We start from the raw sequence: 13952 nt of genomic DNA on the forward strand, positions 1-13952 counted from the left end.
CACAGCTTATTTTCTGTGAGAAGGAAAAAATGCTCCCTTTAATAAGAGAGCACATATACATTGAATAATTTTATTGACTAGTTTTTTTATTATCATCGATTTTTTCATTTAACATTTTTCTTAAAGCTTCTTTATACTTCCTTGAAACTAGGATGTATAAGAAATCCCCGGCTTTTATCTCCGTGTCACCATAAGGAGTAATTAATCGATCACCTCTAACTATCGCACTGATCGTCACCCTCTTAGGGAATTCAATATCTTTTAATTTTCTACCTACTACAGCATTATCTCGGTTGGCCTGAAACTGAATCATTTCCGCATTAGCTTTCGCGATTGAAATTAATTCAATAGAATGGTGTGGTGTATCTTTTACAGCCCCCATTAAACCAAGCTTCGTTGCAATAAAATTAATGGACGACCCTTGCACGAGAGCTGAAGTTAATACAACGAAGAAAATGACGTTGAAAAATAAATAGGCATTTTCTAATCCAGCAACGATTGGGAAGGTTGCTAATACGATCGGAACCGCACCACGTAAACCAGCCCAAGATAAAAACACTTTTTCTTTAACGGAGTATTTCATCTTAAATAACGATAAAAAGACAGCGATTGGTCGAGCCATAAAAATAAGTACAAATGAAATCAATAAACCTTTGGTAATGATATCAACCTGAAAAACTTGGTCTGGAAATGCTAGTAATCCTAAAATCACGAACATCAGGATCTGAGCCATCCAGGCGAATCCCTCGTTAAATTGAGAAATCGAATAACGGTAAGTTAATTCAGAATTTCCAATCACTAAAGCAGCCACATAAACAGCTAAGAACCCACTTGAATCAAGGAAAGATGCGGCACTATAAGTGATTAAAGCAAAAGATAATGTAAAAATAGGATATAAACCAGATGATTCTAAGCTGATTCGGTTAATAGAGAACGATGCTGCTTTACCTAAAATCAGACCTAATATTAGTCCAATCCCCATTTGCCAAAAGAAAGAAGGGAGCATAATCCAAAGACTTGTATCAGGTTGCGAGACAAGTTCAATAAATATTAAAGTTAAAAAGACCGCCATTGGGTCGTTCGTTCCAGACTCAGCTTCTAAAGTCGCACCCATTTTTGCTTTGATATTTCTTTCCTTTAAAGCCGCAAATACCGCAGCGGCATCCGTAGAACCTACAATCGCCCCGAATAATAAAGCTTCATACCACTGAACATCTAATATGTAGTGTACGGCTACACCAGTTAAAAGTGATGTTATTAATACACCCGCAGTGGCAAGTGAAATAGAAGGCATGGCGACAGAACGAACGGTTTTCCACTTCGTTTGAAGACCACCTTCAAAAAGAATGATGATTAATGCGAGAATACCGATTGTTTGGGCAATTTCTGCATTATCAAAATATATAAAACCTAAACCATCGCTTCCGATTAGCATCCCTACAAGTATAAACAAAACAAGTGAGGGTAGTCCGATACGACTGGAGAATTTAGCGGCTAATACACCACTGATTAATAAAAATGCTATAAGAAATATAATTCCATCATTTTCGAATGAACCAAAGAGCATAGCAGTTCCCCTTTTAGAGTTTGTAGCAATCTATTCTTTAATATATTTTATCATAATATTGATTTAAGCTACTTTTCCAAACAACTCCTTTTTCATTTTTCCTTTATATATGAATTCTAAACTTGCATAGGAAGGTCAATGTCTATATGTTAAAATAATAATGAAAATATTTTGACATTTTCTGATTAAGGAGGCCGGTAATGATGCAAAGTGTTCCTATGTTAGAGTCACAGTTCAAACCACCAGTTGTAAAAGACCAATTTGTTCAGCGGGTTGAACTACATAAGAAATTGCAACTCATTCCGAGCTATCCAGTAACGTTAATCTACTCAAGTGCAGGATACGGCAAAAGTGTGGGATTAAGTTCATTTGTACAATATAGTAAAATTCCGGTGTCATGGCTTTCTCTGACTGAATACGATACTGATTTCGTACCTTTTATAACAAAATTAGTTCACGCAATTAAAAAAATATATCCTCATTTTGATGAGAACATTTTACAAAAAATTGGACAACTAAATCACATTGTACGTGAACAAGAAGTATGGACGTTTATCACGTTGATAATCAACGAATTAGGTGAATCCAGTGATAAATTTATTTTAGTACTGGATGATGCTCATCACTTTATGACGTCTCATAATATTAATAAATTCGTACAACTATTTTTAGAACATTTACCATCATGTATTCACTTTGTGCTATCTTCGCGTTTCAAACCACGTTGGAGTATTATTTCAAAGCTGAAAATAAAAGGGAATTTACTGGAGATTTCACAAAAAGATTTAGAATTAACTACAGAAGAAGTTGGCCATTTAATACAAGATATTCATGAAATCGATATAGATGAAGAAAGGATTAAACAAATTCATGATTTAACTGAAGGTTGGCCTATTGCCTGTGGCATGTTTGTTCAGCAGTTAAAAACAGGAGGGAATCTCGAACAGCTATTAAAACAAGAAGTCCAATCACTTGACGAATTATTTCAATACATGGTCACAGAGATTTTATCAAAGCAACCTTCGATCATTCAAAAGTTTTTAGAACAGACAAGCATATTAGAAACCATTTCTGCTGAAGCCAGTGATTATATACTTAAATTTAACAGTTCATATCAAATGCTCGAAGATTTATTTAATCAACATTTATTTATCCAAAAAATTGATCTTTCTCAATACCAATATCATTCATTGTTTAAAACATTTTTAGAAAATCGATTAAAACAAACGAACCCAGAAGAATATTATTACTTACATAGTGAAGCGGCCTATTACTACGAAGAACATAGCGATTTAGATAAGGCTATACATCACCGCCTTAAAATTCAACAGCATGACTTGGCAGCTATCCTTCTTGCAGATTACGGCCGAGAAATGATACAAGAAGGAAAATTGGAACGATTAGAATATTATTTAAATCAAATTCCTGATTATAAAAAAGACCATCAGCAGGTCCTTTGGTTTGACCAAGGAGAAATATATCGTTACCGCTCAAAATATGAAAGTGCTGAAGAGTGTTATGATCGAGCAATTTCTTTATCTAATAACATGAATGATTACTATGTATTAAGTATGGCTTATGAAGGTAAAGCACGTATTTATTTAGATACAATTCGGCCTGATCAAGCCGATCATATTTTGAGAAAAGCAATTGACTATAGGGAAAAGTTAGATGTAAAAAATGAAGAAAAAGCGCGTCTTTATCACATGTTAGGGGAAAACCTTTTAAATTTAGGTTATGCAAAGAAAGCAGAGCTATGGTTGGATAAAGCAAAGGCTCTAAATTTACCTATTGATGAGACCAATTTAGAAGCAAGAATATATTTAAGGACCGGAAGACTGTTTCAAGCCAGGCAGTTTTTAATTGATAAAAAAGAAAACTTTCCTAATTACGAATTAGAACACTTGCCTCAATCGTATCGTGAGACCGATATACTTTTATCAATTATTGAATCATTCTTAGGCCATGCAGAAGAAGGTAAGATTTTTGCAGAACGAGGGCTGCAATTAGGTATAGAAAATGAATCAGCTTTCATTGAAGCATGTGGGTGGATGAGAATGGGGCATGCCGTCCAATTATTAAAAAGGTATGATGCTGATTTAGCCGTTCAATGCTATGAGAATGCGTTATCTTTAATGGATCAACTCAATATATCCAGGTTGAAAGCTGAACCGTATATGGGGCTTTGTATGTTATATGGGATTAATGGTGAGTACGAAAAAGCTTATCATGCAGGTCAGTTAGGGTTAAAAGAAACTGAATTAGTTCAAGATTTGTGGTTGTCTGCCATTATTAAGCTATGTATTTCTGTCGCTTCAGTCCATTGTAAGCGTTACGATTTCGCCCTAAAGACGTTAAACGAAACGCGAGATCACTTTAAAGCATGCGAAGATGATTATGGGTTAATGTTGGTATCGTTTTGGAAGGCCTTTTTAGGCTTTGAGATGAAAGATGATGAACTATTTGACGGTGAAATTGAAGAGTTTATTAGACGGCTTCAGACGGGTTCTTATGATTTTTTCTTGAAAAAGAGAACTTATTTTGGCCCAACTAATATGCAAATTATAGCTCCTTTGCTTCATCAGGCGCAGAAAAGAGGAGTCTATGAAACTTATGTAACACGTATGATTCATGAGTTAGGATTTGGTAATTTAGAAAAACATCCTGGCTATACGATCAGGTTAAATGCTTTAGGAGAATTCAAACTTTCTGTCGGGAATGAGCCGGTTAATGATTCAGATTGGAGTCGGGTTAAGTCTAAGGAATTATTGGAACTATTAATTACTTACCGCCACACAACGATGACCAAAGAAGAAATTTTTGAACATCTGTGGGCTGACTTGGATGAGTCATCGGCTAATAAAAATTTCAAAGTGACCTTAAATGGATTATTAAAAATACTTGAACCACACAGAAAAGCGCGCGAGGAATCTTTCTTCATTCAACGATCAGGCAGTGCTTATCGTTTAAGTACGTACTCAGGTTATGAGTTGGATATCAATGAATTTGAGGAATTTATTCAAGCGGGATTAGAAGAAGAGAACCCTGAAAAATCTAAAGAATTATTAATCAGAGCTTTAAAACTGTACCATGGTGATTATTTAGCGAATCATCGGACCGTAGATTGGCTCATACACGAACGTGAACGACTTCAAGTGTTGTTTTTACGTGGTGCAGAAAAGCTGGCACAGGTATCTGTACGATTGGAAGATTATTATACGTGCATCAACTGGTGCGAGGAAATTATATCTAAAGATCGGACATGGGAAGAGGCTTACCGATTGCTAATGTATTGTTATTACCAGCAAAATAATCGACCACAAGCTATTAAATGGTACCAGAGATGTGTAGAAGTATTGGAAGAAGAATTGAAGATAGAACCAATGAATACCACAAAAGAAATGTATGAATTGGTGATGAGAGAATATTAATATACAAAATATGTATTTTGAGCTTGGACGGCAAGATGTTGTAAACAGTATATATTAGGAGGGTACATTTTGCCTGGCCTAGATATACCTGCAGTTATCATGTTAATTTTAATAGCAGCTGCACTACCATGGAACAGTGTTCTGTGGTAGTTTTTTTGTGGAGAAATTTAGATTGATCTTGAGTAACAATCTAAAGTACTCAATTTTAACCACTTAAGTACTTATATAGATTTTGAAGGAAACTCCACTTCCTCGACAAAACTAGACATACTAAATTTCTGAACTGTTTTACATTAACCTATAAATTCTTAATTTTAAAAGGAGGGCGGAAGGAAGGACTGAAGGTGCAAACAATTGATTTTTGGAAAAAATGAAGCAGTGATCACGCCTCATCGTGATGCGTTGGTCACAAATAATCGTAATTGAACTTATTAAGAATTACATGAACCTATCAGTAAAGAAAGGAGACATTGTGTTGACGTTGTCAGCAGGAACTGGCTATACGTGGGCTGCCACCGTCATTAAATGGTAATCTGTAACTCGTTTGTAACTCTAGTCAATTATCTTAAATACAAGCACAAAGCTTGAAAAAAATTATATTAAATTTAAGGGGGATGTAAGATGTCCAAAAAATTATTTGGCCTATTCATTATGTTATTTATACTAGTCATGTTATTGGCAGCATGTAACGAAAGTGGTGGAGATGAGCCATCAGGTGATCCTCAACAAGAAGAGACTGAAGAGAATAATGAAGAAGAAAGTGAAGGAAACGAAGAAGAGAAGGAGCCTATTAAAATTGGTGTGTTAGCTTCTTTATCGGGAGTATTAGAAGCTTATGGGGCTCAGACGCAAAAAGGTTTTGAATTAGGATTAGATTATGCAACAAATGGTACAAGAGAGTTTAATGGTCGACCAATCGAAGTTATTTATGAAGATACCGAAACAAACCCGGAAGTTGCAACGCAAAAAGCTCTCAAACTATTAGAAGATGATCAAGTAGATTTCTTAGTTGGTTCATCAAGCTCTGGTGATACGTTAGCTGTTACTGGTTTAGCAGAAGAGTTTGAAACCATTATGGTTGTTGAGCCTGCGGTTGCAGATAGTATCACAGGTGCAGAATTTAATGAATACATTTTCCGGACAGCGCGTAACTCATCTCAGGACTCAGCAGCAGCTGCAGCAGCCATTGCAGATGAAGGCGTAAAGATTGCGACATTAGCTCCTGACTATGCGTTTGGTCATGATGGCATTGCAGCATTCAAGCCTTATGCTGAAGAATTAGGTGCAGAAATTGTTCACGAAGAATATGCACCACAAGATTCTACGGATTTCACACCTCACATTCAAAAAATTATTGAATCAGATCCAGATTACTTATACGTTGTTTGGGCAGGTGCGAACTCTCCTTGGAACCAGTTAAAAGACATGGATGTTCAAGGTAAAGGTATTAAAATTTCAACTGGTGCACCTGATATTGCCGCTCTAAAAACTATGAACGACTTAGTTGGCATGGAAGGTTTCACAGTTTACTACCACACATTACCTGATAATGAAGTGAATGACTGGTTAGTTGAAGAACATAAAGCCCGTTATGACGGTGAAGTTCCTGACTTATTTACGCCAGGTGGTATGAGTGCAGCTATCTCAATAGTTGAAGCTCTAAAACAATCTGATGGTAGTACAGATGCTAACGAATTGATTTCGGTGATGGAAGGTATGAGTTTCGAAACACCTAAAGGAACCATGACATTCCGTGAAGAAGATCACCAAGCACTTCAGCCTATGTATGCGATTAAACTGGTAGAGAAAGATGGGTATGATTATCCAGTACCAGAATTAATCCGAGTCATGGAACCAGGAGAAACAGAACCACCAATCAAAAACGGCCAATAAAATATCATATGATTTGAATGAACTTCGGCAAAAGTCGGAGTTCATTCTTTACCATTTTTACTTACATAAAAGGACTGTTATTGTGCATTGTTGGACGAAATTTTTTATAAAAAATATGGGGAGCGAACCAACAAAAAACTTTAACAGCCCCACAAAAAATAAAGGCGGTGTATGAATGGAATCTATTATAGAAACCAAAGATTTAACAATATCCTTCGGGGGACATATTGCAGTCAACCAAGTATCAGTCAGTATTCCCCGTAACCTATTTACATCTGTAATTGGACCTAATGGCGCAGGTAAAACAACATTTTTCAATTTACTAAGCGGCCAATTAAACCCTACAGTAGGTAAAGTTTTCTTTAAAGGAGAAAATATCACTAAAAAATCAACCGTAGAACGCACTAGATTAGGCATAGGTAGATCCTTTCAAATTACTAATGTTTTTCCTAACATTACAGTCTTAGAAAATGTAAGATTAGCCATTCAATCAAGAGAAAAAGTCCGCTTTCAGATGATTCGACATTTTACGTACTATAAAAAGTTTACTGAGGAAGCTCTTAATATACTAAATACGGTGTTACTAAGCAAAAGAGCCAACGCATTAGCTGCAAATCTATCACATGGAGAAAAAAGAAAATTAGAGATTGCGATGCTATTAGCGTTAGATCCTGAACTCCTTTTACTAGATGAACCAACAGCAGGGATGTCGTTAGAAGAAGTGCCGGCGATTTTGGAAGTCATCGAAAATATTAAGAAGGAAGGCAATCGAACGATTATTTTAATCGAGCACAAGATGGATATGGTTTTAGGATTATCTGATCAGATTATTGTTCTATACAACGGTGAATTATTAGCTCAGGGTAACCCGGAAGAAATCATGGATAACGAAACGGTTCAGACAGCCTATATTGGGGGGGAATCAAAATGACGAACACTCTTCTGAAGCTAGAACAAATTAACACACATATTGAACAGTTCCATATCCTTCACAATGTTGAATTTGAAGTGAGTCCTGGTGAAGTAACTGTACTTTTGGGACGAAATGGTGCAGGGAAAACGACTACACTAAGAACGATTATGGGTCTAAATAACGCCTCTAATGGGACAGTGACATTCAAAGGCGAAGACATTACTAAACTTCCTCCATACCATATCGCCAAAAAAGGGATTGGTTATGTTCCAGAAGACCAGGGAATTTTTTACGGTTTAACAGTCGGAGAGAATATGCGTGTGGGGATGCGTAAAGAAGATGACGCTACCAAAGAACGAATGGAATGGGTATTAGAATTGTTTCCTGATTTAAAAAAGTTTTGGAAAAAGCCAGGTGGTCAATTAAGCGGTGGACAAAAGCAAATGCTATCCATTGCGCGTTCATATGTAAATGAAAATGATTTGCTGCTAATTGATGAGCCGAGTAAAGGATTGGCACCCGTCATTGTTGAGAAAGTTATTGAATCGATTGAGAAAATGAAAGAGAAGACAACAGTCGTTTTAGTTGAACAAAACTTTTATATGGCCAGTCGTTTAGGTGATCGTTTTTACATTTTAGATGATGGTATGACCGTTCATCATGGCGATATGTCAGCGTTACGTGAAGATGAAGAATTAAAACGGAAGTATTTAGGCATTGCCTAGAGGGAGGGAGACTTAATGGATTTATTTTTAAACCTGGCCATTAATGGTATAGCGACTGGGATGTTAATATTCTTAATTGCCTGTGGCTTAACTCTAATTTTTGGATTGATGGACGTTTTAAATTTTGCTCACGGCGGGTTATTTGCTTGGGGCGCCTTTGTGGGTGTGTGGGCTTATGGAATTACCCAAAGCTTTATTTTAAGTATGCTAGCAGCGGTCATAGCTGGGCTACTTCTTGGGCTGATTACCGAGTACTTAATTATTAAGCCTGTTTATGGTAATCATATTCAACAAATTTTAATTACTCTGGGCTTCATGCTTGTTTTATCTGAGCTCATAAAAGTAGTGTTTGGGCCTAATATTTTAGCTGCCTCAAAACCTCCATACTTAGATGGTTCATGGGAGTTTGGGGATGTCACGGTTATTAAATATCGAGCACTTATAATAGTTGTTGGATTACTACTGTTCCTAGTTATTATGGCAGTTCTAAAGTTCACAAAAATTGGTTTGATTGTTCGAGCAGGCGTTATGAACAAAGAAATGGTTCAAGCTTTAGGTATTAACATTAGATTAGTCTTTATCGGTGTATTTATGGTTGGTTCCGCTTTAGCAGCACTAGGCGGTGCATTATTTGCTCCAAGTTCAGGTGTTGCTTATGCGGAAATGGGAATGGAATTTGGTATTTTCGCTTTTATTGTGGTCATCATTGGTGGAATGGGAAGTGTCCCTGGTTCGTTAGTAGCGGCTTTATTAGTGGGGTTATCCAATGGGTTTATGGCTTATTACTATTCCGATTTAGCGATGGCTGTCACGATGATTTTAATGTTTATTGTCCTGATCTTCCGCCCAGAAGGATTGTTTAGAGTAAGCGGGGTGTCTAATAAATGATAAAAACAATACAAAAATCAACTTGGATTTATATAGCTGTCGCATTTATGTTAGTTTTGCTTCCGTTCTTTAAAGATGAGCGCTGGTTTTTATTCTTGATGATACAGGTATTTACTTTCGGAATCTTTGCGATGAGCTACGATTTATTGCTCGGTTATACCGGTATCGTTTCTTTTGGTCATGCAATGTTCTTTGGGCTCGGTGCCTATAGTATAGGTATAACACTTAACTTTTTAGAGTCAACATTTATGAATCTTTTTTTAGGGATCTTACTAGCTTTGGTTTTGGGAGGAATTGTCGCCTTTTTTGCAGGGATACTGACCTTACGATTAAAGAGTCACTATTATGCAATGTTAACCTTGGCCCTAGCAAGTTTATTCCTGGTTTTAGCTGAAAAATGGCGTTCAGTTACAAGAGGTAGTGACGGGTTTACATTTAGAATTCCTGAATTACCTGGCCCACTTCAAGATCACAGAAACTTAGTTGTTTACATGTTCTGTTTAGTTTCGATGGTCTTAATTTTCTTTGGGTTAAGAAGATTAACAGAATCGCCTTTAGGAAAGATTTTAGTTGCCATCCGCGAAAATGAAGGGCGTGTTGAATCACTAGGATTTAGAATCATGCCTTATAAGGTCATTATTAGTGTGGTTTCAGGTGTTGTAGCAAGTTTTGCAGGTGTATTATACGCGATTAGCATTCGTTTTGTTGGTACAAATGTGTTTGGCATTGACGTGACCCTGGATGCATTGCTTATGACCATTATTGGTGGTGTGGGGACGTTAGTTGGTCCAATTATTGGGGCAGGTATTATTGAGTTTGCTCATCACTATTTATCTGATTTATCTGACGTTCATTGGATTTTTGAACGCTGGATTATCTTGTTTGGTATTGTTTATATTTTAGCTGTGATATTCTTCCCTGCTGGAATTGTTGGGACACTATGGCACAAGTTAGCTAAACGTAAACATAAAAAGCAGGAAATGAAACAGAAGACATCTGATAAGTTAGCGAGTTAGGAGGAGGGTTATGGCAATAGAACCGATTACATCATTTGTAGTCCGATGCCAACATTTATCCGAAGAAGGTAGTCAAGTGAAAGTTAAGCTTACGCATGTACAAAGTCAAAAAGATATTTATTTTGATCAATTAGATGAAGCATTCGAAACAATGAAGGAAATTGTAGAAAAACATGAAACTGAAAAGAGGTGACAGCGAATATGTGTGAGGTCGGAATCGTCTCAATAGGATCTTACATTCCAAAGCATTTTATGACTTCAGAAGAGCTAGCGGAACGTTCGGGTATACCCAATGATATAGTAGAAAACAAGCTAGGTATAAAACGAAAACCTATACCAGGACCAGACGATCACACCGCAGAAATGGGAATTAAAGCAGCTAGAAAGGCTTTTGAACGCTGTGATGTGAATCCACTCGATGTCGATTTAGTTATTTATATCGGTGAAGAATACAAGGAATATCCATTATGGACAGCCGGGATCTATACACAAGAGCAATTAGGCTGTGTGAATGCGTGGGCGTTTGACGTTCAGCTGAGGTGCGGGACAACAATTATGGCTATGAAAGTGGCTAAAGATATGATGGCATCTGACCCAAGAGTTAAGACAGTACTTTTAGCTGGTGGTTATCGAAATGTTGATTTTATAGATTACGAGAATCCACGTACGCGCTTTATGTATAATTTGGGTGCGGGAGGCGCGGCTATGATTCTGCAACGTGATTACTCTGACAATGCCTTGCTTGAAAGTACGATTATTACAGACGGATCTTTTTCAAAAGATGTTGTCGTCGTAGGTGGAGGAACTAAACAGCCTATGTCGAATGAAGTATTAGAGAACCATCTTTACCAATTAGATGTTTTAGACCCTGAGGGGATGAAAAAGCGTCTAGAAGAAAAGTCAATGGATAACTTTTTAAAAGTTATTCGAGATGCGGTCAAACTAAGTGATTATCAAGAACGTGATATTGATTATGTTGCTTTGCTTCATATGAAACGTTCAGCTCACAATTATGTATTAAATGAATTGGGACTCTCACAAGAACATTCTATTTACTTAGAAGATTTTGGTCATATTGGTCAAATGGATCAAATCATCTCACTCGAATTAGCTATTAAGCAAGGAAAAATCAAAGATGGCGACATCATTGTTTTTGTCAGTGCAGGTATTGGATACGCATGGGGAGCAAGTGTTATTCAGTGGGGTAAAAAATCTAAAGGGTGATGATAGACATGGTTGAAGTACAATTGACTCGTGTAACACTTCCAAATGGAGAAACAGTTGCTTATAGGGAACGAGAAGGAGGGGACAAAGTCATTTTACTTATACATGGTAATATGACTTCTTCTAAGCATTGGGATGTATTAATGGATGTGCTAGATTCTCAATATAAACTTTATGCCATCGATTTACCTGGGTTCGGTGAATCAACTTATCACAATGAAATTGAATCGATTAGAGATTTAAGTGAGACAGTTAGAGAATTCATTAATGAACTTGGAGTAGATGTATATGCATTATTAGGCTGGTCAATGGGAGGCGCTGTATCGTTACAATATTGTGCTACTTATGACCAACCTTGCGAGAAACTTTTACTATTAGCTTCAGGTTCAACACGTGGTTACCCGTTCTTTGGAACAGGAGCTGATGGGATGCCGGATATTAGTAATCGATTAAGTTCACTTGAAGAGGTCCGTCGAGATGCTGGTAAGACCCTCGCTGTTCAGGGAGCGTATGACCGAAAAGATAAGGGGTTTTTAAAAATGATGTGGAATCATTTAATTTACACCAAGCAACAACCATCTCCGGAGCACTATGACGAGTATTTAGATGATATGATGACTCAACAAAATTTGGCAGAAATCTACCAAGCTCTAAACATTTTTAACATAAGCCATGTACATAATGGTCTAACAGAAGGAACAGGTGAGGTTAACAATATAGACGTGCCAGTGCTTGTGATGCGAGGCGATAATGATTTAGTTGTTACGGAATCCATGACAAATGAGATTATGGCGGATTTAGGAGATAAGGCTACATTTAAAAATTTAGTAGACTGTGGTCACTCACCACTAATTGATGATCTAGATCAATTAAAAGAAACTATCGAGACATTTCTGGAAGGGAGATTATAATGGGACGCTTACAAGACAAAGTGGCAATAATTACAGGCAGTGCCAATGGTATTGGATTAGAGGCGGCACGTACATTTGCAAAAGAAGGCGCAAAAGTCGTTCTAGCAGATTTTGATGAGGATACAGGGAGAAAACGAGAGCAAGAATTAATCGGTGATGGATATGAAGTCACGTTTATTCAAGTAAATGTCGCTGAACGAGATAGTGTAGATCAGATGGTTGAAGAGGCTATGAATCAGTATGGTGGAATAGATATTTTAGTCAATAATGCTGGGATTACAAGAGATGCCATGCTATCAAAAATGACACCAGAACAATTTAAACAAGTGATTGATGTTAATTTAACAGGTGTGTTTCATTGTACACAATCAGTCCTACCACATTTAATTGAACGTGGTAAGGGTAAAGTGATTAATACATCCTCTGTTTCAGGTACCTATGGTAATGTTGGTCAATCAAACTATGCTGCAGCTAAGGCGGGAATCATTGGACTTACGAAAAGCTGGGCTAAGGAATTAGGTCGTAAAAATATTAATGTGAATGCAGTTGCTCCAGGATTTACAGAAACGGCTATGGTTGAAACCGTCCCTGATCATGTGATAGCTGCGATGAAACAACAAGTTCCGATGGGAAGACTCGGAAAAACTTCTGATATTGCAAATGCTTATCTATACTTAGCATCAGATGAGTCCGACTATGTGAACGGTCATACATTACACGTTGATGGTGGTATAATGATGTAAGGAAATAAACCTTGCTAGAAACCAAAGTAATTCCAATATGGAGGAAATATATATAAACATATTTATAATACTAAAATGTAGTAAAATTATGCTTGCAATTTTTTCCGTTACCTGCTATGATTAAGAAGAATTATTTTTGTTCGGTGTAAAGGATAGTATGAAAATAGAGTTTCGTCTTGAAGATACTTTGGGCAAGAATAGTATTATATTGTGTGGTAACACACTAGGAGGCAACAAAATGGAAAAAGGTACAGTAAAATGGTTTAACGCAGAAAAAGGTTTTGGATTTATCGAAGTACAAGGACAAGACGATGTATTCGTACACTTCTCTGCTATCCAAAGCGAAGGTTTTAAAACACTTGATGAAGGTCAAAGCGTAACTTTCGATATCGTAGAAGGTAACCGTGGGCCACAAGCTGCTAACGTTCAATAGACTGCTTAGTCTTAAATCGTTTATACAAACAGACTCTTTATACGGGGTCTGTTTTTTTATGTCTTATGTACAATACTTTATAAAAAAGGCTCTAAAATATATGTTGGGGTACAGATAATTTTCTGACAAATAAAAAACACGCAATCTCCTAATTTTGTTAAACTTTGTTTAGACCAATAAACAAGTACAAAAAAGGAGATGCGTGTAT

The 13952-nt window shown here is 36.8% G+C and carries 13 protein-coding genes; 12 read left to right on the top strand and 1 reads right to left on the bottom strand.

Going from position 1 to position 13952, the window contains the following annotated elements; genetic code table 11:
* Positions 1-70: 70 nt before the first annotated feature.
* Positions 71-1567: a potassium/proton antiporter gene (locus tag E3U55_RS16170; RefSeq protein ID WP_134341524.1), complete on the bottom strand. Its 1497-nt coding sequence runs from the start codon at positions 1565-1567 to the stop codon at positions 71-73.
* 200 nt (positions 1568-1767) lie between these two features.
* On the opposite strand from E3U55_RS16170, the gene E3U55_RS16175 reads away from it, so the two are divergent.
* From E3U55_RS16175 to E3U55_RS16230, 12 genes are all read left to right on the top strand, one after another.
* On the top strand, positions 1768-4998 hold the full coding sequence (locus tag E3U55_RS16175; RefSeq protein WP_134341525.1) for a BTAD domain-containing putative transcriptional regulator: 3231 nt from the start codon (positions 1768-1770) through the stop codon (positions 4996-4998).
* Between the two features lie 397 nt (positions 4999-5395).
* Positions 5396-5530: a 3-oxoacyl-[acyl-carrier-protein] synthase III C-terminal domain-containing protein gene (locus E3U55_RS18020; protein ID WP_407644124.1), complete on the top strand. Its 135-nt coding sequence runs from the start codon at positions 5396-5398 to the stop codon at positions 5528-5530.
* An 89-nt stretch (positions 5531-5619) separates the two neighbouring features.
* The gene (locus E3U55_RS16185; RefSeq protein WP_134341527.1) at positions 5620-6891 is read left to right on the top strand and encodes a substrate-binding domain-containing protein; all 1272 of its coding nucleotides are present in this window, start codon (positions 5620-5622) and stop codon (positions 6889-6891) included.
* Positions 6892-7066: 175 nt separating this feature from the next.
* Positions 7067-7822, top strand: a complete 756-nt coding sequence (locus E3U55_RS16190; RefSeq protein ID WP_134341528.1) for an ABC transporter ATP-binding protein — start codon at positions 7067-7069, stop codon at positions 7820-7822.
* Entirely contained in the window at positions 7819-8529 is a 711-nt protein-coding gene (locus E3U55_RS16195) for an ABC transporter ATP-binding protein (protein WP_134341529.1), read from the top strand. Before E3U55_RS16190 ends, E3U55_RS16195 begins: the two co-directional genes overlap by 4 nt.
* 15 nt (positions 8530-8544) lie before the next feature.
* Positions 8545-9417: a branched-chain amino acid ABC transporter permease gene (locus E3U55_RS16200; protein WP_134341530.1), complete on the top strand. Its 873-nt coding sequence runs from the start codon at positions 8545-8547 to the stop codon at positions 9415-9417.
* Positions 9414-10433 carry a branched-chain amino acid ABC transporter permease gene (locus tag E3U55_RS16205; RefSeq protein ID WP_134341531.1) on the top strand — a complete coding sequence of 340 codons (1020 nt, stop codon included), beginning with the start codon at positions 9414-9416 and terminating at the stop codon, positions 10431-10433. Before E3U55_RS16200 ends, E3U55_RS16205 begins: the two co-directional genes overlap by 4 nt.
* Before the next feature lie 10 nt (positions 10434-10443).
* The gene (locus tag E3U55_RS16210; RefSeq protein ID WP_134341532.1) at positions 10444-10626 is read left to right on the top strand and encodes a hypothetical protein; all 183 of its coding nucleotides are present in this window, start codon (positions 10444-10446) and stop codon (positions 10624-10626) included.
* Positions 10627-10634: 8 nt separating this feature from the next.
* Positions 10635-11657, top strand: coding sequence for a 3-oxoacyl-ACP synthase (locus tag E3U55_RS16215; protein ID WP_134341533.1), 1023 nt, complete (start codon positions 10635-10637; stop codon positions 11655-11657).
* 8 nt (positions 11658-11665) lie between these two features.
* Positions 11666-12568 carry an intracellular short-chain-length polyhydroxyalkanoate depolymerase gene (gene phaZ / locus E3U55_RS16220; protein ID WP_134341534.1) on the top strand — a complete coding sequence of 301 codons (903 nt, stop codon included), beginning with the start codon at positions 11666-11668 and terminating at the stop codon, positions 12566-12568.
* Complete coding sequence (gene fabG / locus E3U55_RS16225; protein WP_134341535.1) at positions 12568-13311, top strand: 3-oxoacyl-ACP reductase FabG; 744 nt, start codon at positions 12568-12570, stop codon at positions 13309-13311. The genes phaZ and fabG overlap by 1 nt, the downstream gene beginning before the upstream one ends.
* Before the next feature lie 238 nt (positions 13312-13549).
* Positions 13550-13744: a cold-shock protein gene (locus E3U55_RS16230; RefSeq protein ID WP_134341536.1), complete on the top strand. Its 195-nt coding sequence runs from the start codon at positions 13550-13552 to the stop codon at positions 13742-13744.
* The last annotated feature ends 208 nt before the right edge of the window (positions 13745-13952 follow it).

The sequence above is a fragment of the Filobacillus milosensis genome (assembly GCF_004402015.1).
In the GTDB taxonomy this organism is placed as follows: Bacteria; Bacillota; Bacilli; order Bacillales; family Alkalibacillaceae; genus Filobacillus; species Filobacillus milosensis.

Bases quoted from the DNA above. Each gene is read 5' to 3' on its own strand.
- E3U55_RS16170 (WP_134341524.1), bottom strand. From the start codon at position 1,567: ATGCTCTTTGGTTCATTCGAAAATGATGGAATTATATTTCTTATAGCA.
- E3U55_RS16175 (WP_134341525.1), top strand. From the start codon at position 1,768: ATGATGCAAAGTGTTCCTATGTTAGAGTCACAGTTCAAACCACCAGTT.
- E3U55_RS18020 (WP_407644124.1), top strand. From the start codon at position 5,396: ATGCGTTGGTCACAAATAATCGTAATTGAACTTATTAAGAATTACATG.
- E3U55_RS16185 (WP_134341527.1), top strand. From the start codon at position 5,620: ATGTCCAAAAAATTATTTGGCCTATTCATTATGTTATTTATACTAGTC.
- E3U55_RS16190 (WP_134341528.1), top strand. From the start codon at position 7,067: ATGGAATCTATTATAGAAACCAAAGATTTAACAATATCCTTCGGGGGA.
- E3U55_RS16195 (WP_134341529.1), top strand. From the start codon at position 7,819: ATGACGAACACTCTTCTGAAGCTAGAACAAATTAACACACATATTGAA.
- E3U55_RS16200 (WP_134341530.1), top strand. From the start codon at position 8,545: ATGGATTTATTTTTAAACCTGGCCATTAATGGTATAGCGACTGGGATG.
- E3U55_RS16205 (WP_134341531.1), top strand. From the start codon at position 9,414: ATGATAAAAACAATACAAAAATCAACTTGGATTTATATAGCTGTCGCA.
- E3U55_RS16210 (WP_134341532.1), top strand. From the start codon at position 10,444: ATGGCAATAGAACCGATTACATCATTTGTAGTCCGATGCCAACATTTA.
- E3U55_RS16215 (WP_134341533.1), top strand. From the start codon at position 10,635: ATGTGTGAGGTCGGAATCGTCTCAATAGGATCTTACATTCCAAAGCAT.
- phaZ (WP_134341534.1), top strand. From the start codon at position 11,666: ATGGTTGAAGTACAATTGACTCGTGTAACACTTCCAAATGGAGAAACA.
- fabG (WP_134341535.1), top strand. From the start codon at position 12,568: ATGGGACGCTTACAAGACAAAGTGGCAATAATTACAGGCAGTGCCAAT.
- E3U55_RS16230 (WP_134341536.1), top strand. From the start codon at position 13,550: ATGGAAAAAGGTACAGTAAAATGGTTTAACGCAGAAAAAGGTTTTGGA.